This window comes from Microbacterium sp. PMB16 (genome assembly GCF_051294855.1).
GTDB lineage: Bacteria > Actinomycetota > Actinomycetes > Actinomycetales > Microbacteriaceae > Microbacterium.
This window is the reverse complement of the sequence record NZ_CP145908.1, coordinates 984,894-1,008,476: the sequence shown is the minus strand read 5'-3', so window position 1 is coordinate 1,008,476 and position 23,583 is coordinate 984,894. Positions and strand designations below refer to the sequence as shown.

At 68.3% G+C, this 23,583-nt stretch carries 28 protein-coding genes and 1 tRNA gene; 15 read left to right on the top strand and 14 right to left on the bottom strand.

Annotated features, from left to right (window positions below; translation table 11 throughout):
- Positions 1-21 precede the first annotated feature (21 nt).
- From V5D55_RS04835 to V5D55_RS04815, 5 genes are all read right to left on the bottom strand, one after another.
- A complete protein-coding gene (locus V5D55_RS04835; protein ID WP_435748222.1) occupies positions 22-1,707 on the bottom strand; it encodes a hypothetical protein in 1,686 nt (561 codons plus the stop codon).
- A gap of 36 nt (positions 1,708-1,743) precedes the next feature.
- Entirely contained in the window at positions 1,744-2,805 is a 1,062-nt protein-coding gene (locus V5D55_RS04830; RefSeq protein ID WP_435748220.1) for an ABC transporter permease, read from the bottom strand.
- Position 2,806: 1 nt separating this feature from the next.
- On the bottom strand, positions 2,807-4,378 hold the full coding sequence (locus V5D55_RS04825; RefSeq protein WP_435748218.1) for a sugar ABC transporter ATP-binding protein: 1,572 nt from the start codon (positions 4,376-4,378) through the stop codon (positions 2,807-2,809).
- Positions 4,375-5,484 carry an ABC transporter permease gene (locus V5D55_RS04820; protein ID WP_435748216.1) on the bottom strand — a complete coding sequence of 370 codons (1,110 nt, stop codon included), beginning with the start codon at positions 5,482-5,484 and terminating at the stop codon, positions 4,375-4,377. Before V5D55_RS04820 ends, V5D55_RS04825 begins: the two co-directional genes overlap by 4 nt.
- A gap of 79 nt (positions 5,485-5,563) precedes the next feature.
- On the bottom strand, positions 5,564-6,631 hold the full coding sequence (locus tag V5D55_RS04815; protein WP_435748214.1) for a sugar ABC transporter substrate-binding protein: 1,068 nt from the start codon (positions 6,629-6,631) through the stop codon (positions 5,564-5,566).
- Between the two features lie 147 nt (positions 6,632-6,778).
- On the opposite strand from V5D55_RS04815, the gene V5D55_RS04810 reads away from it, so the two are divergent.
- The 11 genes from V5D55_RS04810 to V5D55_RS04760 all read left to right on the top strand — a co-directional run bounded on the left by V5D55_RS04810 (position 6,779) and on the right by V5D55_RS04760 (position 12,579).
- Positions 6,779-7,522 carry a FadR/GntR family transcriptional regulator gene (locus V5D55_RS04810; protein WP_435748212.1) on the top strand — a complete coding sequence of 248 codons (744 nt, stop codon included), beginning with the start codon at positions 6,779-6,781 and terminating at the stop codon, positions 7,520-7,522.
- Positions 7,519-8,103: an SDR family NAD(P)-dependent oxidoreductase gene (locus tag V5D55_RS04805; protein WP_435748209.1), complete on the top strand. Its 585-nt coding sequence runs from the start codon at positions 7,519-7,521 to the stop codon at positions 8,101-8,103. Before V5D55_RS04810 ends, V5D55_RS04805 begins: the two co-directional genes overlap by 4 nt.
- Positions 8,045-8,260: an SDR family oxidoreductase gene (locus V5D55_RS04800; RefSeq protein WP_435748207.1), complete on the top strand. Its 216-nt coding sequence runs from the start codon at positions 8,045-8,047 to the stop codon at positions 8,258-8,260. Before V5D55_RS04805 ends, V5D55_RS04800 begins: the two co-directional genes overlap by 59 nt.
- A gap of 159 nt (positions 8,261-8,419) precedes the next feature.
- Positions 8,420-8,944 (top strand): Asp23/Gls24 family envelope stress response protein, encoded by a 525-nt coding sequence (locus V5D55_RS04795; protein ID WP_435748205.1) that lies wholly within the window; start codon positions 8,420-8,422, stop codon positions 8,942-8,944.
- Positions 8,941-9,129, top strand: a complete 189-nt coding sequence (locus V5D55_RS04790; RefSeq protein WP_223622866.1) for a DUF2273 domain-containing protein — start codon at positions 8,941-8,943, stop codon at positions 9,127-9,129. Before V5D55_RS04795 ends, V5D55_RS04790 begins: the two co-directional genes overlap by 4 nt.
- Positions 9,129-9,524 (top strand): hypothetical protein, encoded by a 396-nt coding sequence (locus V5D55_RS04785; protein WP_435748203.1) that lies wholly within the window; start codon positions 9,129-9,131, stop codon positions 9,522-9,524. Before V5D55_RS04790 ends, V5D55_RS04785 begins: the two co-directional genes overlap by 1 nt.
- Positions 9,521-10,105 carry a DUF6286 domain-containing protein gene (locus V5D55_RS04780; RefSeq protein ID WP_435748201.1) on the top strand — a complete coding sequence of 195 codons (585 nt, stop codon included), beginning with the start codon at positions 9,521-9,523 and terminating at the stop codon, positions 10,103-10,105. The genes V5D55_RS04785 and V5D55_RS04780 overlap by 4 nt, the downstream gene beginning before the upstream one ends.
- On the top strand, positions 10,102-10,716 hold the full coding sequence (locus tag V5D55_RS04775; protein ID WP_435748199.1) for a hypothetical protein: 615 nt from the start codon (positions 10,102-10,104) through the stop codon (positions 10,714-10,716). Before V5D55_RS04780 ends, V5D55_RS04775 begins: the two co-directional genes overlap by 4 nt.
- A 36-nt stretch (positions 10,717-10,752) precedes the next feature.
- Positions 10,753-10,965 carry a hypothetical protein gene (locus tag V5D55_RS04770; protein ID WP_435748197.1) on the top strand — a complete coding sequence of 71 codons (213 nt, stop codon included), beginning with the start codon at positions 10,753-10,755 and terminating at the stop codon, positions 10,963-10,965.
- 108 nt (positions 10,966-11,073) lie between these two features.
- Positions 11,074-11,247: a CsbD family protein gene (locus V5D55_RS04765; protein WP_282215551.1), complete on the top strand. Its 174-nt coding sequence runs from the start codon at positions 11,074-11,076 to the stop codon at positions 11,245-11,247.
- 165 nt (positions 11,248-11,412) lie between these two features.
- Positions 11,413-12,579, top strand: coding sequence for an ROK family protein (locus V5D55_RS04760; RefSeq protein WP_435748195.1), 1,167 nt, complete (start codon positions 11,413-11,415; stop codon positions 12,577-12,579).
- A 62-nt stretch (positions 12,580-12,641) separates the two neighbouring features.
- On the opposite strand, the gene V5D55_RS04755 is transcribed toward V5D55_RS04760, so the two are convergent.
- Positions 12,642-14,807: an alpha-galactosidase gene (locus V5D55_RS04755; RefSeq protein ID WP_435748193.1), complete on the bottom strand. Its 2,166-nt coding sequence runs from the start codon at positions 14,805-14,807 to the stop codon at positions 12,642-12,644.
- Positions 14,808-14,956: 149 nt separating this feature from the next.
- Between V5D55_RS04755 and V5D55_RS04750 the strand changes: the two genes are divergently transcribed.
- Positions 14,957-15,301 (top strand): L-rhamnose mutarotase, encoded by a 345-nt coding sequence (locus V5D55_RS04750; RefSeq protein WP_435748191.1) that lies wholly within the window; start codon positions 14,957-14,959, stop codon positions 15,299-15,301.
- A gap of 295 nt (positions 15,302-15,596) precedes the next feature.
- Here the strand turns inward: V5D55_RS04750 and V5D55_RS04745 are convergent, their stop codons facing one another.
- A complete protein-coding gene (locus V5D55_RS04745) occupies positions 15,597-15,776 on the bottom strand; it encodes a hypothetical protein (protein WP_435748189.1) in 180 nt (59 codons plus the stop codon).
- 703 nt (positions 15,777-16,479) lie between these two features.
- Between V5D55_RS04745 and V5D55_RS04740 the strand changes: the two genes are divergently transcribed.
- Positions 16,480-16,923, top strand: coding sequence for an N-acetyltransferase family protein (locus V5D55_RS04740; protein ID WP_435748187.1), 444 nt, complete (start codon positions 16,480-16,482; stop codon positions 16,921-16,923).
- Positions 16,924-17,179: 256 nt separating this feature from the next.
- Here the strand turns inward: V5D55_RS04740 and V5D55_RS04735 are convergent, their stop codons facing one another.
- Entirely contained in the window at positions 17,180-18,256 is a 1,077-nt protein-coding gene (locus V5D55_RS04735; protein WP_435748185.1) for a DUF3039 domain-containing protein, read from the bottom strand.
- A gap of 45 nt (positions 18,257-18,301) precedes the next feature.
- Positions 18,302-18,694: a helix-turn-helix domain-containing protein gene (locus V5D55_RS04730; protein ID WP_435748183.1), complete on the bottom strand. Its 393-nt coding sequence runs from the start codon at positions 18,692-18,694 to the stop codon at positions 18,302-18,304.
- Between the two features lie 251 nt (positions 18,695-18,945).
- On the opposite strand from V5D55_RS04730, the gene V5D55_RS04725 reads away from it, so the two are divergent.
- Both V5D55_RS04725 and V5D55_RS04720 read left to right on the top strand, forming a co-directional pair.
- Positions 18,946-19,977, top strand: coding sequence for a helix-turn-helix domain-containing protein (locus V5D55_RS04725; RefSeq protein ID WP_435748181.1), 1,032 nt, complete (start codon positions 18,946-18,948; stop codon positions 19,975-19,977).
- A complete protein-coding gene (locus tag V5D55_RS04720; RefSeq protein WP_435748179.1) occupies positions 19,974-21,104 on the top strand; it encodes a hypothetical protein in 1,131 nt (376 codons plus the stop codon). The genes V5D55_RS04725 and V5D55_RS04720 overlap by 4 nt, the downstream gene beginning before the upstream one ends.
- Here V5D55_RS04720 and V5D55_RS04715 read toward each other — a convergent pair.
- The 5 genes from V5D55_RS04715 to V5D55_RS04695 form a co-directional block, all read right to left on the bottom strand.
- Entirely contained in the window at positions 21,101-21,679 is a 579-nt protein-coding gene (locus tag V5D55_RS04715; RefSeq protein WP_435748177.1) for a hypothetical protein, read from the bottom strand. The two genes, V5D55_RS04720 and V5D55_RS04715, sit on opposite strands and share 4 nt — an antisense overlap.
- Entirely contained in the window at positions 21,672-21,950 is a 279-nt protein-coding gene (locus tag V5D55_RS04710) for a hypothetical protein (protein ID WP_435748175.1), read from the bottom strand. The genes V5D55_RS04715 and V5D55_RS04710 overlap by 8 nt, the downstream gene beginning before the upstream one ends.
- A gap of 45 nt (positions 21,951-21,995) precedes the next feature.
- Positions 21,996-22,670, bottom strand: a complete 675-nt coding sequence (locus V5D55_RS04705; RefSeq protein WP_435748173.1) for a zinc-ribbon domain-containing protein — start codon at positions 22,668-22,670, stop codon at positions 21,996-21,998.
- A 44-nt stretch (positions 22,671-22,714) separates the two neighbouring features.
- Entirely contained in the window at positions 22,715-22,858 is a 144-nt protein-coding gene (locus tag V5D55_RS04700; RefSeq protein WP_435748171.1) for a hypothetical protein, read from the bottom strand.
- A 586-nt stretch (positions 22,859-23,444) separates the two neighbouring features.
- Positions 23,445-23,518, bottom strand: a tRNA-Gly gene (locus tag V5D55_RS04695).
- Positions 23,519-23,583 lie beyond the last annotated feature (65 nt).

Below are 23,583 nucleotides of genomic sequence, written 5' to 3'. Positions count from 1 at the left end.
GGGCTGAGTCGGGGGTTCCGCTCAGCGCGCGCCGCACGAGCCCGTGGGCCTCCGCAGGATCACCGTGTCGAAGGGCGGGATGACGGCTTCGAAGGCGCCGGAGAGTCGCACCGTGAGCGCGGCCGCCGTGCGGTTGGCGAGCACGGTGACAGCTTCGTCGGGCGTCTCGGCCACGAAGCCGGTGACGCCTTCTCCGTGATCGGCGACGACGGGGAGCACGCGCTCGGCGGCGAACGCCACGGCCAGCACCTCCGCGACGGGCCGCCAGGTGCCGTCGGTGTCGAGAACGCCGCCGGGCCCCGCGTGCGGGAACAGGGTCACGCGTGCGACCCCCGCGGCGGCGAGGGCGACGAGCACGCCCACCGTCCAGGCCGCCGCGAAGGCGGTGCACTGCCGGGGATCGGATTCCGGGCACCGACGGAGGGTCACGGGCGACACCGCCACCCGCTCCGGGTAGCCACCGGCACGGGCGCGACCGCGGGCTGCCGTGATCATGTCGGCGTAGGACTCGGTCGTGCGCATCACCGCCAGATCATCGGTGTCGTGCACCTGGGCATCGATCGGCAGGCAGACGCCCGCGAGACCTTCGGCCGTGAGCGGGAAGCGGTTGAGCTCGGCGAGATGGGCGTCCGTGCCGGCGATCAGCGGCGCGGAGATGCCCGCCGCCGCGAGCGCCCCCCGCACCACCTCGGCGCTCGCCGCGGTCGTGGTCGGGGCGTCCTCGGTGAAGGCCAGCACGTGCGCGATGCCCCCGGCAGCGAGCAGGCCCGTGAGGGCGAGCGTCTGCGTGGGCGTCTCGGCCGCGACCGTCACGGCGAGCTCCACCGGGAGTCCGAGGTGGCGGGCGTGGGCCACCGCCTCTGCACCGTGCACGGTTCCCTCCGCGTCGAGCCGCACGTCGACGCGCACCCATGCCGGCCGGAGCGCCTGAATCGCAGCATCCGCTCCCGGGTCGCGCACCGAGGAGAGACCGAGACCGATGCGCGGCCACCACGGCGCCGTCGTGCCGACATGCAGCTGCACCGGAGCCGCGTCGGGGCGGAACCGCGGCGGGAGCTGCCCCGTCGCGCGGACGGTCACCGACTGGCGCACGGTCTCACCCGCGGCGAGGTCGAAGGGGAACGGCAAGGCGAGCGGCCGCGAGTACGTCTTGAACGATGCGTCCGACCAGTTGCGCTGATCCTCGGTCTCGAACACCTCGCCGTCGAAGACGATCTCGACCTCGGCCCCTGACCGTGTCGTCTGCCGGAAAGCGGATACGTCGAGGAACGGCTGATGCGGGGCGACGAGCGCGGGAAAGGCGGATGCTTCGACGTCTCCGCTCGTGTGCGTGACCTGCACCGGCCGGCCCGCCGCTCCGAGAGCGTGGAGCACGACGAGTCCGATCCGGTTGGTGACCAGCGGGACGGATGCTGCGCCGTCGAACTCGAAGCGGATCGTGCTGTCCGCCTGACCCGTGATCGTTCCCGTCCAGGCGAAGTCGATTCCCTCACTGAGGTGCACCGAGCGGAAGCGCACGCGGAAGCCGTCGTCGGCGATCGTCGTCTCGTCGACCGTCACCGCACCCGGGATCGTCTGCCAGTCGGCATCCCGCACGATCCCGGCGATTCCGGTCAGGATCTCCTCGTCGCCGAGCCGCAGGGTGCGCAGCGCGCTCTGCTCGTCGAGCTCGACGGTCCACGAACCGGCGTGCAGACGCTGCGACATCGTTGCCTCCTCCGACTCGATGCAATCAGACGGCGTTCAACGCGACGGCGCGGGGATGTGAACGGCGAGGCCGGGTCCGCTGCCGCTGTCGGGGCTGCTGTCGCTGTCGCTGCTGTCGGCGCGCCCGCTGGTGATGACCGTGCGGCGGAGCTTCTCCAGGCGGCCGGTGCGCACGCTGTCGATGAACACCGCGAGAAGGATGATCCCCGCCTGCACCATCTGCGTGAGGTACAGGTCGACGCGCACGAAGCCGAGCCCCGTGTTCACGAGCTGGATGAGGAGCGTGCCGACCACGGTGCCGGGGAACACCGACCCGCGCCCGCCGAACAGGCTGGTGCCGCCGAGCACCGCGGCCGCGATCGCGTCGAACTCGATGCCCTTGCCCGCGGCGGGTGTGACCGTGCCCGAGAACTGCTGGATGACGGCGACGAAACTCGCGAGTCCGACGAGGGCGCCCGAGATCGTGTAGACGAAGAACTGCACTCGTCCGACCCTCACTCCGGCGCGGGCGGCGGCCGCCTTGTCCTCGCCGGTCGCGAGGAGCTGCCTGCCGAACGGCGTACGGGTGACCGTGGCGTGGGCGAGCAGCACGACCAGCGCGAAGATCACGATCGGCAGCGGGATGCCCAGCACGTTCTGGGCGCCGAGTGCCGTCACGGCGTCGGGGTAGTTCACCTCGCGGGAGTCGGAGACCCCGTAGCCGAGGCCGCGGAACGCGGTGAGCATCGCGAGCGTCACGATGAACGGGATGATCTTCAGCACCGAGACAGCGAAGCCGTTGAAGGCGCCGAACACAGCGCCGATCCCGATCGCGAGCAGCGGCACGACGAAGATCGGCATCGCGACGGTGTGCACGATCTGCCCGACGACGACCGCCGTCAGGTAGAGCAGCGAACCCACGGCCAGGTCGATGCCGGCGGTCATGAGCACGAGCGTCATCCCTACGGCGAGGATGCCGACGTAGGCCGACTGGCGCAGGATCAGCGTGATCGTATCGCCGGAGAGGAATCGAGGATCCACGATCGCGAACGCCAGGAAGACGACGACGAGGAGGATGACGGGAACGTTCTGGAGTGCGATGTCCTTGATGCGGGCCACGTCACACACCTCCCTGCAGTTGGATGGATTCGGCTTCGCCGGCGGCGATCTCGTTCGGCTGCTCGCCGAAGGCCGCGCCGAGGATGACGCGGGCGTCGAAGGCCTCCTGGGTGAACTCGGCGACGATGCGGCCCATGCGCATCACCACGATGCGGTCGGCGATGCCGAGGAGTTCGGGCAGCTCGGACGAGATCACGAGGATGCCGGTGCCGCCGTCGGCCCGCTCGAGGGCCGTGCGGTACACCTCGTACTGCGCGCCGACGTCGACACCCCGCGTGGGCTCGTCGAGGATCAGCAGCGACGGCTCGGTGAGCAGCCACTTCGCCAGGACCACCTTCTGCTGGTTGCCGCCGGAGAGCGCCTGCACCGGGGAGCGGGTGAGATCGGCCGACTTCAGCCGCAGCTGCTCCGTGACCGCCTGCACCCGTCGGCGCAGCGATCGTCGCCGCAGCGGGGCGAGCACACCGCCGCTCCACTTCGACAGCGACGGCAGCGCCGCGTTGGTGACGACCGGGGACTCCATGAGCAGCCCCTCGCCGCGGCGATCCTCCGTGACGAAGGCGAGCCCCGCGGCGATGCGTGCCCGGGCGGACAGGCGGGTGATGTCGCGCCCGGCGAGCTCGATGCGTCCGGCATCCGCCGCGTCGAGCCCGGCGACGACCTGGGCGAGCTCGGTGCGCCCCGCTCCCATCAGCCCGAAGACGCCGACGACCTCGCCGCGGGCGACCGTGAGCGAGGCGTCGTCGACGAGCCCGGTGGCGGAGACGCCCGTGAGCTTCAGTGCCGGGGCGTCGTCGGCGGATCCGTCGGTGTAGCCCGATCGTTCGGGGTACAGGCTGTCGAGCGGTCGGCCCACCATCAGCGTGATCAGCTCGCGCACCGGGAGCTCGGCCTCGGCGCGCACGTCGATCAGGGCGCCGTCGCGCATGATGGCGATGCGGTCGGAGAGCCGTTTGACGTCGTCGAGGATGTGCGACACGTAGATGAAGGACGTGCCCTGGTCGCGCAGGCGTTCGATCAGCCCGAACAGCAGCTGCGTCTCCCTGCTGGTCAGCGAGGTCGTCGGCTCGTCGAGGATGATGAGGCCGGGGTCGCCGAGCGTCCCCTTGACGATCTCGAGCATCTGGCGGTGTCCGGGGCTGAGCTGCTCGACGATGGTCGAGGGCGAGAACGGGAGATCGAGCTGGGCGAGGGCGTGCGCCGTCGCGCGTCGAGCCGCCTTCCGGTCGGTGAAGACTCCGAGCCTGCGTGGATAGGCCGTGAGGAACACGTTGTCCATGACCGAGAGCTGCGAGAACAGGTTGAGCTCCTGGTGCACATGTGCGATGCCACGGGTGCGCGCCTCGGCGGTCGACCGCGGTGCGTACGGCTCGCCGTCGACGAGAAGCCTGCCCTCGTCGGGTGTGAGCACCCCGCCGACGATGTTCATCAGGGTCGACTTGCCGGCGCCGTTCTCGCCGACCAGGCCGAGCACCTCGCCGGGTGCGACGGTGAGCGAGATGTCGCGGTTCACCGGCATCCCGAAGAAGCTGTGCGAGATGCCGCCGAGTTCGAGGCGGGGCGCAGTGGTCATCGTCTGGCTCCCACGATCCGGTTGCGGGCCACGTCGAGCAGGGCCGCGGCGACGATCACGAGCCCCTTCACCACCCAGACCACGTGGAACGGCAGGTTCATCAGGTTCAGGCTGTTGCTGAGGATCACGAAGAAGAGGGCGCCGAGGAAGGCGCCGAGCACGCTGCCCTTGCCCCCGAAGAGGGAGATGCCGCCGATGATGGCCGCACCGATCACGTCGAGCAGCATGTCGTCGCCGAGCGTCGGACGACCTGCCCCGAGGCGGGCCGAGTAGAGCACGCTGCCCAGCGCTGCCAAGCCCGCGCTGATCACGTAGGCGGAGACCACCATGCGGGTGTGCGGGATGCCGGACACGATGGCCGTGCGCCGGTTCGCGCCCGAGGCGTAGAGCCAGGCCCCGTAGGTGGTGCGCGAGAGCACATAGTGCGCGATGACCGCGACGACCACGGCGACGGCCATCGCGACCGTGAGGAAGGAGCCGATGCCGCCGGCCTGCGCGTTGCCGATCGCGGTGTACTCGGCCGGCAGCCCCGTGACGTTCTCGCTGCGCGTCATCCAGATCGCGATGGCGCCGAACAGGAGCATCGTGCCGAGGGTCATCATGAACGGCGGCATCCGCAGCAGCGTCACGGCCAGGCCGTTGATCAGGCCGATCGCGCAGCCGACCGCCACGATGAGGAGGATGGCGAGCAGCACGCCGCCTATCCCGGCATCCGACAGCACTCCGCCGGACTCCCCGATGATGCTGCCCCAGAAGGCGGTGCCCGAGAAGAGGGTGGGCGTGAACGCCTGCGCGATGAAGAGCGCGCCGAACGTGTTCGCGACGCTGATCACGGCGGTCTGGGACAGGTCGATGCCGCCGAGGATGAGCACGAACGACTGACCGATGACGATGATGGCGAGCGGCCAGAGGTTGGAGAGGACGTTGACGGCGTTGCGCTCGGTGAGCATGCCGGTCGCGAACGGCGCCACCGCGAGCACGTAGATCACGATGAGCGCGAGGACGAATCCCTCGCCGGCGAGGAATCGGCGCAGCAGCTCGACGCGTCCTGCAGGACGGTCATCCGGTGGTGCGGCGGGTGGGGCGGTCTTCTGTGCAGTGGACACGAGGGATCCTCAGGCAGGAGGGACGGGTGGGTGACGGCGGTGCGGCGCTCGGGTGCGCCGCACCGCCGAGAGGGTGGCGTCAGGAATTCGGGGGCGTGATGATGCAGCCCCAGGTGTCTTTCTCCTTGTCGCCCACGTTGTCCTGCGTGAGGGCGAAGCCCGGGTCGAGCAGCAGCTCGTCGGGGTCGGTGACCTCGTCGTCGATGGCCTTCGCCAGCGCGGTGAGCATGCTCTCCGCCTCGTAGAACAGGTCCTGCACGCCGGTCGCGTCGACGTAGCCGTCGAGCAGCAGGTTGCAGGCGCGGTTGTCGCCGTCGATGCCACCCATGATCACGTGGCCCTCTTCGCCGGCGGGCTTCCACATGCCGAGGGGCTCGAGCACCGAGCGGATCTGCGGGTACAGGAAGTCGGACGACGTGAAGAGCAGGTCGATGTCGGGGTTCGCCTGCAGCGCGGCCTCGAGGTTGGCCTGACCGGTCGCGGCATCCCAGTTCGTCTGCACCTCGATGGGCTCTTCGAACAGGTCGGGGTGGGCATCGATGACGTCGTAGAAGCCGTTGCGGCGTTCGATGCCGTTCTGGTCGCTGAGGTTGCCGACCATCACCAGCGGACGGACTTTGCGGTCGAGGTTCAGTGCCTCGGCCTCGGCGGCGAGGTGCTCCACGGTCTGCTCGGAGACGCCGCGGTTGTCGGCGACGGCGACGATCGCGGCGCCGTCTTCGGACGCGGGCGGGCGGTTGAAGACGCCGATCGGGATGTCGGCCTTGTTCGCCTCGGCGATGATCGTGTTCGCGCTGGATCCGTCCTCCGGGATGATGATGATCCCGTCGACGCCCTGCGTGATGCAGTCGTTGACCTGTTCGAGCTGCTTGTTCGGGTCTTCGTTGGAGTTGTGCTCGATGACCTTGGCATCGGCTGCCGCGAGCGAGCTCGAGATCGACGAGATGGCGGCCGCCCAGAACTCGGTCTCACTGCCTGAGAAGCCGAAGCAGATGGTCTTGCCTTGGAGCGAGACGCCGACGTCGATGGCGTTCTCGTCTTGTGCGGCCGGTCCGCCGCCGCCTCCGGTGGTCGTGCAGCCGGTGAGGGAGAGGACGGTGATGGCTGCGACGGTGATGCCGGCAGCGAGGGTGCGTGCGTACGACACGAGGCCTCCTTGACTCGGGTAGAGACGCGCCTGGTCTCTGGTATGCCACACTATAACCAGGCCACATGCCAACATGCAAGAATGCGCCGATGGGCGCGCGCACCTGAAAGAATGGGCGGACGCATCAGCGGACACACAGGAGGACCGATGGAGTTCACTCAGCTGCAACGAGAGCCGTCGCTCGCGTCGCGTGTGACCGAGAGCATGCTCACCTCGATCGCCGCCGGCAGTCTCGCCCCCGGCCAGTGGCTGCCCTCGGAGCGCGAGCTGTCGGATCAGTTCGGCGTCTCCCGCACCGTCATCCGCGAGGCCGTGCGCGGCCTCGAGGCGAAGGGCGTCATCGAGGTGCGATCGGGACGAGGGGCCCGCGTCGCGCACGTCGATTCGTCCCGGGTGTCGGAGAGCCTGCAGCTGTACCTGTCGGGCGCGCAGACCGAGCAGCTGCTCGGACCGTCCGAGATCAGCGAGGTGCGCGAGACCCTCGAGCTGCGGCTCGTCGAGCTCGCCTGCGAACGCGCGACCGAGGCCGACATCGCGGAGATCGGCGCGACCCTCCAGGCGATGGCGGATGCCGCGACCGATGGCGAAGCCGCCGTGCACGACGCCGAGTTCCACCGTCGGATCGCCGTCGCCACGCACAACGCCCTGTTCGTGGCGCTGCTCGAGTCGCTCAACGCCGTGATGAAGCCCCTGCGTGAGCGCAGTCTCGAGCTCGAGGGGCGGCGGGCGCTCGCGCTCGAGCAGCACGGTGCCGTGTTCGATGCGCTGCGGCAGCGCGACGCCCGCGCTGCGCGGGAGGCCATGAGCGGTCACCTCGACGATTCGCGGCAGTACTACGTGCCCGACGGGGCGGATGCCGCCGCGGCTGCTGGTGCCGAGGTCGCCGAGTGAGGGCGCTCGACGGCCGGCGGGCACTGGTCACCGGCGCAGCATCCGGGATCGGCCGGGCGACGGCCCTGCGGTTCGCCCGGGAGGGGGCGCACGTGGTGTTCGCCGACCGTGACCTCGCGGGTGCTCGGGCCGCCGTCGCCGAAGCGGACGGTGGGCATGACGCGGTCGGCGTCGACATCGCCGACGAGGCATCTGTCGCGGCCGCCTTCGCCGAGGCGGGGTCCCTCGACGTGGTCGTCGCCAACGCGGGGGTGCAACTGATCGGCGTCGACGCGGCCATCGGCGACCTCGAGCTCGACGTCTGGCAGCGCACGATCGACGTGAACCTGACCGGCACATTCCTCACGCTCAAGTACGCGGTGCGCGCCCTGCGAGATCGCGGCGGGTCGATCATCGTGACCGGCAGCCCGACCGGCCTGACCGGTGAAGGTGCGGGCTTCGCGGCGTACAGCGCGTCGAAAGCGGGCGTGCACGGGCTCGCCCGCACGGCCGCCGCAGACTATGCGGCAGCCGGGCATCCGGGTGAACACCGTCATCCCCGGCCACGTCATCACGCCGCTCGTCTCGGGCATCGTCGATGACGAGGTGGCACGCGCGGCGATCGTCAGCCGCATCCCCATGGGCCGCGCGGGGCAGGTCGCCGACATCGAGGGCATCATGGTCTACCTCGCGAGCGACGAGTCGCGCTACGCGACCGGCTCGATGTTCGTCGTCGACGGCGGCATGACGACGATCTGACGGCCGACGAGCCCGCTCGGCACGATCGCGGACAGGTTTCGTGAACTTTTTCGTGACGAATCGGCGGGTCCACGCGTCTTACCTGTGAGCGAGTCGATCGCTCCCGGCAGGAGCCCACGCGGGCTCGCGGCCGGCTCACAGATCGAGATAGGACCCGTCATGGCAAACCAGGACCAGAACACCCCCGCCACCCCCTCCGAGAAGGAGCTCGCTCAGACCGCGACCGCTTCGAAGCCCGCAGCCTCCACCTCGCGCGTGGATCGCTCGTCGAGCTTCTCGACGTCGCGGATCCCGGCGGACGCGGATGCCGCGGGCAAGACGGTCATCGCCGACGGCGTGGTCGCCAAGGTCGCCGGTATCGCCGCTCGTGAGGTCGCCGGCGTCTACGCCCTCGGTGGCGGCGGAGCACGTGCCTTCGGCGCGATCCGCGACGTGATCAACGCCACCGACCTCGCTCAGGGCGTCAAGGTCGAGGTCGGCGAGACCCAGGCGGCCGCAGACCTCACCATCGTCGTCGAGTACCCCGCTCCGATCCAGGAGGTCGCCAGCAACGTGCGCGCCGCCGTCGCCGGTGCGATCACCCGTCTCGTCGGCCTCGAGGTCGTCGAGGTCAACGTCGAGGTGAACGACGTGCACGTGCCCGGCACCGACAACCAGGAGAACGAGGAGTCGCGAGTCTCATGACCCCCACCACCACCGGCGCCCTGATCGGCGCCCTCCTCGCTCTCGCGGCGCTGCTGTTCGGGTTCTGGGGATTCCTCCTCATGGCCCTGTTCGCCGGCATCGGCGCGATCGTCGGCCGGATCGTCTCCGGCAAGATCGACGTTCGCGGACTCGCCGACGCCTTCACAGGGCGGCGCACCTCCTGATGCGCGTCGACCAGCACCTCGCCCCCGGTGGCGGCCCCGCGGGGGCCGCCGCCGGAGCGGACGCCGTCCCGGGCCGCATCGACGTGAGAGAGCGCGTGTACCGCACGGTCACCGAGCAGGCGTCCGCAACCCTGATCGGCGTGCCCCGTGGTGGCGTGAAGGTCGATGTCGCGGAACACCCCGGAGGCTTCGCCGTCCGCATCGCGACGCCGCTTCCCGTCCCCGATCTCGACGACACCGTCGCGATCGCCCAGAGCATGCCGGTCCTCGACCGGGCGCGTGAGCTGCAGGAGCAGTTGCAGCAGAACCTCTCCCGCATCCTCGGCCGAGAGGTGACGCGCATCAACCTCACCATCACCGGCGCCACCATCCCTGAAAGGAGACGAGTGCGATGAGCACCCCGGTCCTGCGTCGCGTCGTCCGACGCGAGACGCACTCGCCGCGTACCGTCGCGACGTTCGTCGCGGTCATCCTGCTGATCCTGGCGCTCGCCTACATCGGACTGGAGATCGTGCTGAACCTCGCGGCTCAGCCGGCGCTCCTCTTCGGTCCCGCCGCGGCAGGCGGATGGCTGGTCGGCCTTCCGACCGCGCAGCCGGCAGGACTCGTGATCGCCGGCAGCGTCGTCCTCGCCATCATCGGCGTGGTCTTCGTCTGGCTGGCCGTCACACCCGGCCGCCTGTCGAAGCACACCCTCGAGGCCGGAGACCGTGCGGTCGTCGTCGACAACGGCGTGATCGCGAGCGCTCTCGCCCAGCACCTCTCGGATCAGACGGGTCTCGCCCGCGAGAACATCACCGTCGGCGTGGGCCACCGCAGCGTCGACGTGACCGTGCGCCCCGGCGCCGGCATCCCGCTCGACAAGAGCACGGTGCAGTCGGCCGCCGAACTCGAGCTGCAGACGTACCGGTTGACCCGGAGCGTCCGCACGCGGGTTCGTATCGACCGCCCCGACGAGAAGGAAGACGAGCTGTGAACAACACGAACCGTGCAGTGAACCGCACCCTGCTGCTCATCATCGGGCTGGTGTTCCTCGGTCTCGGCGCCCTCGGCATCGCCATCATGAGCTGGCCCACGGCCGCCGACGTCTGGACGTCGGCCGGAAAGGGCGCCCGCACCTGGCTCGACCAGACGATCGCGGCCACCGCGATCGCGGGCGGCAACCTGTCGTGGATCGGTGTCGGCGCCGTCGCCGCGGTCGTCCTCGTCGTCGTGCTGCTGATCCTGGCGCTCACGAGCGTCGCGGGTCGTCGGTCGAAGACGGTGCTCCGCTCGTCCGGTGCGCAGAACCCGCTCGGCCGGGTCACCGTCACGGAGTCGTTCGTGTCGGATGCCGTGAAGAACTCGCTCGCCACGCGAGACGAGATCCTCTCGGCCCAGGTCACGGCCAACGACATCAAGCGCCGGCCGGTCCTGCACGTATCCGTCACCCCCCGCCAGAACACCGACCCCCGGGAGCTGGTCGAGCACGTCGATCGGCTGCTCACGAACCTCGCCGCCTTGACCGGTCGCGAGACCGAGACCTACGTATCGATCCACACCGGTCTGCGTGCGCGTCTCGCTCACGACCAGCGCCGACTCGTCTGAGTCGCGTCCACCGCACCCACCCGGAAAGCAGCCATCATGCAGAACAAGATCCTCCTCATCGGCGCCGTCGCCTTCGTCGCGTACATCCTGGGCAGCAGAGCGGCGACGGTGCAGATCGACAAGGGCGAGTCGGTGCGGCACCAGCTCGTGCGGATGTGGAACGACCCCCAGGCCAAGAAAGACCGTCGCAAGAAGGCCGAGAAGGCAGCCAAGGCGGCACGGAAAGCGCTCGACAAGGCGCGGCGCTGAAACGGCATCCGCCCCCTCCCAGACTTATCGCCGGTCGCTGCGCGGCGCGTCGATAAGGCGTCGGGGATCACCCCGACGTCATGATCACCACCAGGAAAGGAGCTCCCCATGGGACTCGATGACAAGATCAAGAACGCCGCTCAGGACATCGCCGGCAAGGCGAAGGAAGCGATCGGCAACGTGACCGACAACGACAAGCTCGTCGCCGAGGGCAAGGCCGACCAGGCCAAGTCCGACGTCAAGCAGGCCGGCGAGAACATCAAGGACGCCTTCAAGAAGTAATCACCGGCGACCCGGAATGCGGGGTGGACGGGGGAGACCCTGCCCACCCCGCATTCTCGCGTCGCGGTGCGGATCACGTGCTCGCCCTCGCGCATTTCGCCACTCGTCCTCGGCGCGGCGGGCCTGAGGAGTCGCTACCGTAGCCGGTAACGACTGAGGACTTCGATGGACCACGACACCGCTGCACGCACCTCCCTGATCCGCTCCGCCTCGGATGCCGGGTCGAAGGTGTTCGCGACGATCCTCACGCGCAGCCCGATCAGCCGCATCGACATCGCGCGGCACACCGGGCTCTCGCAGGCCGCCGTCACGAAAGCCGTGTCGCCGCTCGTGGCCGCCGGTCTCGTCGACGCACCTCCTGCCGCGCATCGCGACGGCAACCCCGGACGCCCGGTGGCGCCGGTCTCGATCGTGCCCGAGGTCATGATCATGCTCGGTGTGAAGGTGAACGTCGATGAGATCATCGCGGTCGCCACCGATCTCGGCACCGCTGTGCTCGCGATGGAACGGCGGCTCCTTCCGCAGCACGATCCCGATGCGGTGCTCGAGGCGATCGTCGACGTCGTCGGCGTGCTCGAGGACGCTCTCGGCGGACGCTCCGCCGCGATCGCCGGTCTCGGCGTCTCGGTTTCGGGCGATGTCGACACGCAGGCGGGTGTCGTGCGCGAATCCGCGATCATGGGCTGGCGCGACGAACCGTTCGGCGCGCGCCTGCAGGAGCGACTCGGCCGGCCCGTGACCCTCGAGAACGACGTGCACGCGCTGACCGTCGGCGAGCACTGGTTCGGTGTCGGTCTCGGTACGGCGTCCTTCGCGATCGTCACGATCGGCCGCGGCATCGGCAGCGGGCTGCACCTCAACGGCCAGGTCGTCACCGGAGCGTACGGCGTCGCCGGCGAGATCGGGCACCTGCCGCTCGCCGACCCGCAGCGGATCTGCCCGTGCGGCCGCCAGGGCTGCGTCGAGGCCGTGGCATCGACCGCCGCGATCGAGGCCGCGGTGTCGGCCGCGCATGGTCGGCCGGTCGCGATCGACGAGGTCGTGCGGCTCGCGCACAGCGGCGATCGGGCTGCGGAGGCCGCCTTCCAGGAAGCCTCAGCGATCATCGGCACCGCGATCGCGACGCTCGTGAACCTCACGGGCCCCGAGCTCGTCATCATCGGCGGCGAAGGCGTGTCGAACTTCGACCTCTACGATGCCACGCTGCGCCGCGCCTACGAGGCGCACGCGTTCGGTGCCGCCGCGCGCTGCCGCATCGTGGTGCGCCCGCACACCTTCGAGGACTGGGCTCGCGGTGCTGCCGCGGCGGCGATCCAGTCCCTCGTGCTCTGACGCGCAGCATCCGCAGCATCCGCAGCGTCCGGTTCTGTCGGGCAGAAGTTCGCCCGGCGGTCTCAGGCTTCGACGGCCGTGAGGTGCAGCAGCATCGCCTGGCTGGGGTTCAGCACCGGCAGTGGCAGCCCCTGCTCGAGCACGGCTCCCGTGCAGACGAGGTCCTCCGCCTGGCGCAGCCAGGACGGGTCCTCGACCTCGTGTCGGCTCGCCGGGCCGACCTCATCGCGCACCCGTACGCGGTAGCGCGTGCGGGGGTCGAGCCCGGGGAGCTGCACGCGCGGAGTGTGGGCGACGCCGCTGGTCTCGGTGCGCACCCAGGCGAACAGCGCCTCGCGTCGATCGTGCGCGACCACCCCGTGCAGCAGCGCACCGTCGTCGACCGTGTCGGCGCGCACGGTGACGCCCGAGTGGATCAGGCCCCGCATCTCCTTGTACAACGCCGCCCACGCCGCGATCCCACGGCGTTCGTCTGCCGTCGCCGCGTCGAGGTCCCACTCCAGGCCGGCGTGGCCGAACAGGGCGGTGACCGCCCGGAACGAGAAAGACGCGTGCCGGTGCGTGGTGTGCGACTCGGCCGCGCCGATGTGCGAGCCGATCAGCTCGGGCGGCAGCAGCGTCTGCGTCCAGCGCTGGATGCTCTGCCGTTCGATGGGATCGTTGCAGTCCGACGCCCACACGCGATCGGTGCGCGCGAGGATCCCGAGATCGACTCGTGCGCCCCCGCTCGCGCAGGACTCGATCTCGAGCAGCGGATGCCGACGGCGGAGCTCGTCGAGCACACGGTAGACACCCTCCGTGTGGGCCCGCACGCGCCGATCGCCGTGCGTGCCCAGTGCGGCGTGTAGATCGCGGTTGTGGTCCCACTTGACGAAGTCGACGGCGGCCTCGGTGATCACCGCGTCGAGGCGCTCCACGACGTAGGTCGTCACCTCCACGCGGGAGAAGTCGAGCACGAACTGATGGCGCGACTCGAGCTGCCGTTCCTCGCCGAGGAGCCAGTCCGGGTGGGCGCGGGCGAGGTCGGAGTCGGGGTTCACCATCTCCGGCTCGAACCAGAGCCCGAACTGCATGCCCAGCTCGTGCACCCGGTCGGACAGCGGCCGGAGTCCGGCAGGCCAGACCTCGTCGTCGACGAACCAGTCGCCGAGGCCCGCGTGGTCGTCGCGGCGCCCGCGGAACCAGCCGTCGTCGAGCACGAAGCGCTCGATACCCAACTCGGCAGCCGAGGCGGCCAGATGCGAGAGGGTGTCGAAGTCGTGCTCGAAGTACACCGCCTCCCACGTGTTCAGCAGCAGCGGGCGCGGCGATCGCGGGTGTTCGGGGCGGGATCGGAGGGAGGAGTGCAGGCGCGCGGTGACGCCGTCGATCCCCTCGTCGCTCCAGACGAAGAGTGCGTCCGGCGATCGGTAGGTCTCGCCGGGCTGAAGGCGGACCTCGCCGGCGTCGACGACCTCGCCCGTGCCCAGCACCGAGCGGTGCACGCCCGCACCCTCGGGCAGGCGCTCGACGAGGGTCTCCTGGTTGCCGCTCCACGCCAGGTGCGACGCCCAGATCTCACCGGCGCGGAAGCGGAAGCCCGCGGTTCCCGCCATCGTGAGCAGCGACGCGTCGTGACCGGGGCGGCCGCGCCGCGACGAGCGCAGCCAGGTGCCGTCGTGGATGGTGGACCGCTGCGGGCGGCGCTCGTTGGTCCAGCGCCCCGAGAAGTCGAGCACCTCTTCGGCGCGACCGGGGAGGGGGAGGAGGGCGCGCGCGGCGCGGATGTCGATCGGCCGGTCGGCGGTGTTGCGCAGCTCGATCGTGGCGTGCAGGATGCCGGCGGCGTCCAGCCGGTAGGCGAACACGGCCTCGGTGAGCGACGCGGCGTCGCGCAGCGTGAACCGCACTTCTGACTCCGCGGCATCCGTGGCGATCAGCGTGAAGCCGTCGACGACGGCATCCGCCGCATCCGCCTCGATCGCCGGGGTGCCCGACCAGCCGTGCGCGCGCCCGGCCGCGATGGAGAACGACCGGGGGATGTCGATCGAGCTGTTCATGACCGCGGGGATGGCGGTGGCGGTCATGCCGGAAACGTCGTCGTCGCCGAGCGCGCGGCCCCAGTGCACGAGAGCCGGTGCCCCGAATGAGTCGGCCGCGAACAGCACGCTGACGCCGCCGCGGCGGAGGTGCGCGAGAGCGGGCGTTCCGAGCGGGTCGACGCGTGGCCGCCTGATACTTGACGTCATGAATTAATCATCCGAGTTCGCCGGTCGCACCGCAAGCCGGAACGAAGGCCGACCAAGCCCGGGTCGACGGTACCATCCTGGTGGAGACGGCGGATGCCGCGACGCCGGTCGCGATCTCGTTCCGCCCCGCCCCTGACGAAAGGCCCCGAATGCGCATCGCTCTGCACTCCGAGATCCGCGACGGCGCGATCGACGACTATCGCTCGCACCACGCCCGCATCCCGAACGGCCTCGCTGCGTCGTTCGCCCGCATCGGCATCCACGACTGGACGATCTGGCGCTCGGGTCATCGGCTCTTCCATCTCGTCGAGTGCGACGACTGGGACGCGGCGCTCGCCGCCCTGGCCGACGATCCCGCCAATCACGCCTGGCAGGCCGAGATCGGCCAGTTCGTCGAGCTCTTCCGCGACGCCGACGGGGCAGAGGGCATGGCTCCGCTCGAGGAGGTCTGGGACCTACGGTCGCAGGTCGCCGATCCGTCGACGGTGGGATGACGGCCCGCGGAGGCTCATGAGATAGTGCGGGTGCTGCACGGCACCCGAGCGCCTTATTCCGTGGGACGCGCGAACGAAGCTCGAACCGACCGAAGCTCCGGCCTCTCTCGTGCGCCGCCCCATCCGGGCCGCTCCGGCGCAGCGTCCTCCACGGAGGGCCGGCCGACCGACTTGCGAGCGTGTCGAGTCTCCTCGACGATGGCGGCGAGGCGTTCGAGCCCCTCGGCGCCGTTCTCGACGTGACTCCATGTGACCGGCTGTGCACGTGCGTTTCCTCGCAGGCATGACGACAACGTCAGACATGGTGCGACTCGCTCCTGAACAGGACCTCTGCTTGCTGCATCTCGCGGGCGCTTCCATCCGCGAGATCCGCGACGACCGCGAGCCACGGGATGGGGTCGCTCACCGGGCCGTCGACAGCTCGCAGCACCACGTTCTCGGGACCACGCGCCGGGAGCAGCATGTGCTTGCGCACGAGGCCGTCAAGGTCAGCCGCGTGAACATATCCTTCCGCGAAGCTGGCGGCTGATATCCCCGCTCGTCGGTCACTCTTGCCGGAGGGCAGGAAGCGATGGTCCTTCAAGAGTCCTGCCGGATCGGGGGCGGACCATCGCGACCGAGTGGCACGCCGCGACAGTGCGGAGCGCAGCACCGCCACAGCATCGTCCCGTTCGAGCACCTGTTTCCATCGCAGCCGTATTCGCGACGACTCCGAAGGAGACAGCCAATCGGAAGGGCGACCCTCCGCAAGTTCGATGAACGCCCACGCGATTCGCGGGCTGAATGGCTGTCCCGACCGGCGGGGTGATGACGGCAGGCTGGACGCGTCCACCATCCACTGATGCCCGACGCGCTCACCGCTCAGATCAGACGACATCAGCATCGCACGCACGCGCCGCGGCGAGATGCCGAGGCGAGACGCGGCGTCTGTCACGCTGATCAGACTCATGAACAGTATTATTCCGAGATCGGTATAATACTGTCAAGGAAAGCGGCTCGTTCGACTGCTGCGGCAGACGTTGATGACTCGGCCGGAGGTGGCCTGACGAGGCTGAGGCAGAAGGCTGTACAGAGCCGAATCGCTCTAGTGCGCGGTGTCGGCGTAGCCCACCGTCCGCCTTCCGAAGCAACCCCTTCTGGCGACGGGACCCCGCTCAGGGCGTGGATACGCTGGGCGTATGGCATCGATCGCACCCGTGACCCGAGACGACTACGACGACTGGCTCATGCTGTGGAACGCCTACCTCGTCTTCTACGAGACCACCCTCGACGCGGAGACGTCGTCGGTGACGTTCCAGCGCCTGACTGATCCGGAGCCTCCCATCCACGGTGCGATCGCCCGAGATGACGAAGGTGCGGCGGTCGGGATCGTGCATTGGCTCACTCATCCGGCGACCTGGGCGAAGACGGACTACTGCTACCTCGAAGACCTCTATGTCCGCTCCGACCAGCGCGGCACGGGCATCGGAAAAGCGCTCATCGAGCACGTGCGCGGGTGGGCGGAGAGGAACGGCTCAGCCAAGGTGTACTGGCTCACCGCCGAATCCAACACGACGGCGCGAGCGCTCTACGATCGCGTCTCGACGCGCTCCGGAATGATCCACTATCAGATCGGTCTCTGACCGGATGCGGCGTGAGGGCCCGTCGCATGCGCGGACGATCATGTGGAGGGACTTGCAAAGCTATTCGGGACTACTGAGTCGCTCTCGCCCTGTTGTTCGGACTGAAGTTTACGCCGATCTCTGCGAGCCGTTCAGTTGGGCGTTCCACGGCTACTCCAGACAAGGCAGATCACTAAATGCCTGTTGAGCTCGATATTCAGCATTCGCGCATCGCGAGATACGCCGTGGGTTTCGCTACGTTCTCGCACCTCGGGGATCAGACAGGCGTGTTCTCATACTCTTCCTGGCAGGTGGCGCACTTCGGCTTCGTCTCGTGATCCGCGGTGGGAACGAACCAGTGGCCGCACATGGCCTGGACCGCCTCTCCGTGAACGCTGGCGTACGCGATGTGGTCGCGGTGCGAGTAGTGCGCGACAGTGCCGAGCCGTACCTCTCCGGGCCGCACATCTGCGGACAGCTCGCCGGAGTCGGCGGCCGCGCGGGCGGCGGACATCGCCTCTTCCGTGAGCACCGTCCAGTGCGACTCCGCGTTGTCCTTGAGCGGGGCACACCGCCAAGCCTCTGGCTGCGGGTCGATGGCGGAGGTGGCGATGGCGGACGTTAGCCTGCAGAGGCGGGGATGTTCCCACCCGACAGGCACAAGTTCGATGACCAGCTCGTGCGCCGTGATTCCATCCACGTCCGTGTGCACGACGGTCATCGACATCGTCAGTAGTTCGGCGCTGTCGGGCGAGAGCACGGTGGTGTCGTAGGTGTTCTCGGGATTGTTGACGGCAGCGTCAAGGAGCACGAGAGCGGTCAGATGGACCTGCAGCTTCCAAGCGTCAAGTCGAGCGACGTTGACCTCGATCCGGCGGACAGCGATGTCCTCGTCCGCTGGGAGGAACGCGTCGGAGCCGGCGTGGCAGCGTCGGGCGAACTCCTCGTAGAAGTCTTCCGGTGAACCTTGACGGTGGTAACCAGCCGCGCCGAGCCAGGCGGTCTCCTTGCCGTCGTCTTCGAGGACGGCAGCCGCACCGCGCCACCGCGCCGAGTAGGTCTGCTTGAACCACTGCCGGTCGTTCACGGCGCTGATGGTCTCCCGCAGGGCCCCGGCGTCGTCGTCGCCGGCGAACTGGTCATCGAAAGCGAGGATCAGCGGATGGCGCAACTGCGACAGTGCCGGCAGCAGCCTCAACTGCTTGCGCACCGCCGAGTCGGGGATGTCGCCGCCGACCGCCTTCTGGGCAAGCTCGCGTAGGCGCTTCGCGTTTGCGAGGTCAGCCGGGGTTGTCCAGTCAGACGCCAGATCCTCGGTCGCGCAGCGCAGTGTGACCCGGCGGCTTCGTCCCATGGCACCAGCATACGAACTGCAAGCGACACCGGGCACACCTTGGGGTCAGTCGAACTCGTCCAGAGCAAGGTCGTCAAGGTCGTCGGCGTGCGCGAGATCCTCGGCGTGACGCTTCTGCATGGCGAGCATTCGTGCACGGTACGCGATGAGGTCGGGCGCCGCGATCCGGCGGTCTCGGGCTCCGACAATGTGGTGAGCGAGAGCTCCGGAGTCGAGGATCTTGTACAGGTGGGTGCGGCTGACACCGAGCAGCTTCGCGGCCTCGGATGGAGTGAGGTCTTCCTTTTCGGACACGACGAACGTGTCGTGGCCCCCACGGAGGGCAAGGGAGAGGTTCTCAAGGGTGGTGCGCAGCGCGCCGTCGGGCAGTTGGTGGAAAGCAGATTCGAGGACGGCGATCTCGGTCGTGGGCACGTTGGAAGCGTCGAGCTTAGGCATGGTAGTTGCCTCAGTTTCTGTCGGAGATGGCCACGCTGGGGACGTGGCGGGTGGCGGATGCGGCTGGACGGGAGTGGTCACCGTCGTCGGCGTGTACGCATGACCTAAGTGTCACACATGGCACGGAATCGGTCAATTCGGGAATATCCGCCCTATGCGCGGGGTTTCGAAGAGCACGTGCTCAAGATGTCACAGGCGCCATAGATGCCACATGTGTCACGCATGGAATATTCTGTGCTAACCTAGAAGGTATGACGACGAAACTCGAAGCGCGCGGTGAGCTCCTGACAGCTCTGCGTCTTTCGCGTGGGTTCACGCAGGTGGAGCTGGCCGCGGAGGTGGGCATCTCCCAGGCGGCGTTGTCGAAGGTCGAGTCCGGTGAAGCCCGCCTTGAAGTCCAGGCCTGGCGCAAGGTCGCGGAGGCGTTGATGGTGCCGCTCTCGGCATTCCGCGACGTACGGTCGACCACGGCACCCGCCCGCATCTTCCATCGCAAGCAGCGCACCACTCCGAAGAGCGCAGTGAACAAGGTGGCCGCCGAATTGTCCCTGGTTCGTCTTCGCGTTCGCGACCTCATGGGGGATCGGACCACGACGCTGCGCCGCCACGATCTCGAGGGCGGATTCAATACCCCGCAAGAGATCGCGCGCGATGTGCGCGACGAGCTCGGCCTCGGCCGTGAACCCCTCGGAGACCTCGTCGCCATCCTCGAAGATGCCGGCGTGCTGGTGCTGCGGTGGTCGCTGGACACTATTCAGGTTGATGCCATCGCATCCTGGCAAGACGACAGCGTGCCGGTGATTCTCGTCGGCGAGCATGTTCCCGCCGACCGTCAACGTTTCACCATGGCTCACGAACTCGGGCACGCTGTCATGCACGAGGGTGCCGCAGAGAAAGAGCAGGAAGCGGAGGCCGACGCGTTCGCCGCAGAGTTCCTCGCCCCCGCCTCTGAGATCGAGAAGGAGTGGCCCCGGGGGGCTGACCTTGACGCCCTTCTGTTACTGAAGCGGCGGTGGGGAATCTCCCTGGCCGCTCTGATCAGGCGAGGCAAGGACGTCGGTCGTCTCACCGATCAGGAGTACCGGCAATGGAACATCCACCTGAGCACCACGGGGATGCACCGCCGCGAACCAGACCCCACTGAGCGTGAGAACCCCACCGCGCTCACCACAGCAATACGCAAGTTCCTCGATGAAGGCGCGAGTATCGAGGACCTTGCGAGCAGTGCCCACATGTACCCGCGCGAATTTCAACTGACCTTCCTTGAGGAGACGCCATCATGAGTTTCACCGTCATCAACAACCCCAGTACCACCCCGTCCTCGCTGTTCATCCCCCCTCGCACCGTCGAGAGCGGTGATGCTCTCGCCCTGCTCTCCGACCGACAGTTCCACGTGGCTGGCCGGAACATGAGCGTCGAGGCGAGCCTCATCGAAACCGCCGCCGGTGGAGCGATCCTCGTCGGCGACGATGCGGTGGCGAAGGTTGCCTCCATCCGCGCTGCGAACCCCAACCTGGCCCTCGTCGTCGAACCGCGCGCTCTGCGCAAGCACCTCGCGACCGACGCTCAGCCGTTCCAGCTGTCTGCGGCCACCCTCGGTGGCGACCTCGACCGGCAGCGCATGTACAGTGACCTCGCCATCACGCCCACCGGGCAGATCCGAGCGGGAGATTCCGCCGCATTGAAGGCCGCGCTGCGCGAGGCGAACAAGCTCGACCGCACAGACACCCTGTTCGCGATCCCCGCCTTCGCTGGCTGGCTCAGCGAACCGCACTACGTCAAGCAGCTCATCGCCGTGATCAACCACAGCAAGCACCCCTTGCTGCTCACCTTCATCGACGGACACAACCCCGTCGGGAGCATGAAGCGCGCGCATGCCTACCGCCGCGTTTTCCAGGAAGCCAGTGTGCCGGTCGTCGCCCATCGAGCCGACCTCATCGGCTTTGACGCTCTCGCGCACGGCGCCATCGCCTCCGCCATCGGTTCCTACCCCACAACTCGGCGCCTGAACCCCTTCGACCACCGCGGCGGGGGCGTCTCCGACCCCGAAGACATGTCACCGCACATGCTGCTCCCCGACATGCTCCGCATCGTCCGTTCGACCCACATGCGGCGGGAGTGGTTCGCGAGCGTCACACCGATCCAGTGCTTCTGCGTCATCTGCCGCGGAGCTGATGTCGACCGACTGCACGAAGACGAGACGGAGCGTCGCATCGGACACAACCACAACGTCGTGAACCTCGACAGCCTGTACTCGTCGTACGTCGGTCTCAACACCGCAGGGCGCCGCGCACTTTGGGCAGACCAGGTTCAGGGTGCTCTGGATACCTACCCGCAGCTGGAGGCGCACCTCGGCCGGAGCCTGGTTGTGGACTCCATCCTCGAGAAGGTCTGGGCGAAGGCGTCCTAGTCGTCTAGGTCGCGGAACTGGCCGTACACGAGCTCGGCGAAGCGCCAGCGTGCTGACGACCAGCGCTGCGGCACGTAAGCGGCGGGCATCATCACGCACTCGCCGTCCGGCATCTGAAGTCCGATCCCGTAGTGGGAAGCCTCGGTGAGCTCGAACGTGCTCACCGAGGCGGACGTCGTGATGGTCCGCGGCCCATACCCGGCCCACCTGTGCGCCACAGAGCACCCGCGCTTCAAGCTCGTGGACGTGATCTCGATACTGCGCACGTCCACGGCTGGCTGTGCGCGCCGCTGCGCCCACAGGCCACCCTCAGGGTCTTCGAGGACCGCCGCGAGGTGCGCACTGTCCACCTTCCGCAGCACGCGCTCGAACCGTGGTGACACCGGCCCCAGTCGATCCTCCGGGGCGCTGAGGAGCGCAGCCAACAGGAACTCATCTCGGATCTCGCGCAGCCCGCACCGGACGCGCGCCTCGTGCTCGATGCGGTTCACGGCGTACGTGACTGTGAGTACAGACTGGTCGAACTTGCCCTCGTGCCGGTAGATCGCATCCGACTCCTGCAACAGTTCAAGCACGGGCAAGCTCCTGTGCGGCATCCCAGAACGGGTGCGAGATTCGCTGGAACCGGACGGGCTCTGTCCGAGCCTGTCGTTCAAGTCTCTCCATGAGTCCCACTCCTTCCAGAGCGACAAGAATACGCTGCACCGCCGACTGTCCCAGACCGAGCCGTTCCTGCAAGCTCTTCGAGTCGACGACGCCCTCCCCGGCGCCGATTGCTTCGGCAACGCTCAGCATATGCGTGTTGTTGAAGAGCAACTTCGACCTCGAACTGATGCGGCTCTCCACTGTTTCAGTGTAACTCGAAACCTAGGTTCCGAGTTACACGCTGACTTAGCTCACACGGAGTGCGGCCACGTTCCCCGGCCGCTCGTGCCAGGGGCACCTCGTGCACCCGCCCGACAGTCGCCGGTTCGGGATGCTCTGCTCGGTCTCGTGGCCGTCCTTGCGACTCCAGTGGTGCTTGTCGTTCGACCCGTGCATCACCTCGTTCGGGTACTCGCGGTTGCGGTAGGGGTGCCAGTCGCCGACGAGCTCCGGGTCGGTGGTCGTGAAATCGTTGAAGCCCTCCAGGCGAAGGCGGCCGGCGCAGTGCGGGCAGTCGGAGCCTCGGGTGCGTGCTTCGAGCCGCATGGGGAAGGTGCGCGTGTGCCAGCTCTTGGTGCACAGCCAGACGACTTCGAGCTTTGAGCCCTTCGTGTAGTCCGCGGGCTCGCGTCCTTCGTTGAGTTCCGGCAGCCAGCTCGGGACGAGGTGGGGGTGGGTGTCGACGATGTTGCGCCCGGAGGTGCGGGTGTGCTGCTTCTTGCATTCAGGGCAGCTCTTGCCGCGCACGCGCTGCTTCACCGAGGCGCGGTACGCGCGGTCCTTCGGGCAGAGCCAGTCGCGCGTCTTCGGGTCAGCGGCGTTTAGCTGCGTCGCGGTCTTGGCGTAGCCGTCCTTCGAGTGCAGCTCTCGCGCGATACGCGGGGGCGTGGTCGCAAGGTCGTTCGCTCCCACCAGCGTCACGCGACGGTGGTTTGTATTGGGAGCGACAAGGTACGCTCCGGGATCTAGGCGTACGTGAGTTCGCGCGGGGCGAGGTCGCAGTCGACGAGGACGGCGCTCCCGTGACGTATGCCGTTGAGCCTGGCGACGTCGAAGCCGTGGTCGCTGAACGGCTCTGCGCGTACCCGACCCTCGGCTCGATGAACCACAGGCGGGACATTCACCCCGGCCAGGTGCTCTGGCTCACGCCCGATCCGGACATCCCCGGGGTCCCGTATTACAGCCCTTGGGACCGCGCCTGGCGGGTTCCGACAGATCCCGTACCAGCAGGCAATCGAGTTCGCAGGCGCGGCGGTTGACGCGGGTGACGTAGACACCGTGCGGGCGATTTGGAACGGCACACTCAAGGGAATGTTCACCAATCAGGACACCATCGACGCCGTCCAAAAGGTGGTCGACTCCGGCGACCTCGACGTGCTTCGCCAGCTCTCCTCCTGGCGCTGCCTCGGTCACGCAACCCGCCTCGGCAGGCATGCTAAATACACTCCCCGACGCTCCCGCGCCGACTTGACATCCCTAGAAGCGTCCCGCGTCGAAACGTCTGTTCGCCAGCGCGGAACTCAATCACCGGCGGTGAGCGGTGTCGACCTGTAGAGTCTCCGGGCCCGTACTCAGCCGGGAGGCTAGGTACGCGACCGGTTTCTTTGGCCGCAGCAACGAGAGGCGGCCACTCGTCCTTGAAAACTTCAGTCTGAAGTAACTCAAGAGTGTCCGGAGTAGCTTTGGACGATCATGTGGAGGGACTGACGGGAATCGAACCCGCGCTATCTGCTTGGGAAGCAGAAGTTCTGCCATTGAACTACAGTCCCGAACCTGCTCGGGGAGCAGGTGAACGCAAGCCTACCTGCCTCCCGCCCGATGGCAAAAGTTCGGG

Coding starts and splice junctions, on each gene's coding strand:
- V5D55_RS04760 (WP_435748195.1), top strand. CDS start 11,413: ATGGACCACGACACCGCTGCACGCACCTCCCTGATCCGCTCCGCCTCG.
- V5D55_RS04810 (WP_435748212.1), top strand. CDS start 6,779: ATGGAGTTCACTCAGCTGCAACGAGAGCCGTCGCTCGCGTCGCGTGTG.
- V5D55_RS04790 (WP_223622866.1), top strand. CDS start 8,941: ATGACCCCCACCACCACCGGCGCCCTGATCGGCGCCCTCCTCGCTCTC.
- V5D55_RS04740 (WP_435748187.1), top strand. CDS start 16,480: ATGGCATCGATCGCACCCGTGACCCGAGACGACTACGACGACTGGCTC.
- V5D55_RS04825 (WP_435748218.1), bottom strand. CDS start 4,378: ATGACCACTGCGCCCCGCCTCGAACTCGGCGGCATCTCGCACAGCTTC.
- V5D55_RS04765 (WP_282215551.1), top strand. CDS start 11,074: ATGGGACTCGATGACAAGATCAAGAACGCCGCTCAGGACATCGCCGGC.
- V5D55_RS04785 (WP_435748203.1), top strand. CDS start 9,129: ATGCGCGTCGACCAGCACCTCGCCCCCGGTGGCGGCCCCGCGGGGGCC.
- V5D55_RS04780 (WP_435748201.1), top strand. CDS start 9,521: ATGAGCACCCCGGTCCTGCGTCGCGTCGTCCGACGCGAGACGCACTCG.
- V5D55_RS04835 (WP_435748222.1), bottom strand. CDS start 1,707: ATGTCGCAGCGTCTGCACGCCGGTTCGTGGACCGTCGAGCTCGACGAG.
- V5D55_RS04750 (WP_435748191.1), top strand. CDS start 14,957: ATGCGCATCGCTCTGCACTCCGAGATCCGCGACGGCGCGATCGACGAC.
- V5D55_RS04735 (WP_435748185.1), bottom strand. CDS start 18,256: ATGGGACGAAGCCGCCGGGTCACACTGCGCTGCGCGACCGAGGATCTG.
- V5D55_RS04720 (WP_435748179.1), top strand. CDS start 19,974: ATGAGTTTCACCGTCATCAACAACCCCAGTACCACCCCGTCCTCGCTG.
- V5D55_RS04725 (WP_435748181.1), top strand. CDS start 18,946: ATGACGACGAAACTCGAAGCGCGCGGTGAGCTCCTGACAGCTCTGCGT.
- V5D55_RS04770 (WP_435748197.1), top strand. CDS start 10,753: ATGCAGAACAAGATCCTCCTCATCGGCGCCGTCGCCTTCGTCGCGTAC.
- V5D55_RS04795 (WP_435748205.1), top strand. CDS start 8,420: ATGGCAAACCAGGACCAGAACACCCCCGCCACCCCCTCCGAGAAGGAG.
- V5D55_RS04755 (WP_435748193.1), bottom strand. CDS start 14,807: ATGACGTCAAGTATCAGGCGGCCACGCGTCGACCCGCTCGGAACGCCC.
- V5D55_RS04730 (WP_435748183.1), bottom strand. CDS start 18,694: ATGCCTAAGCTCGACGCTTCCAACGTGCCCACGACCGAGATCGCCGTC.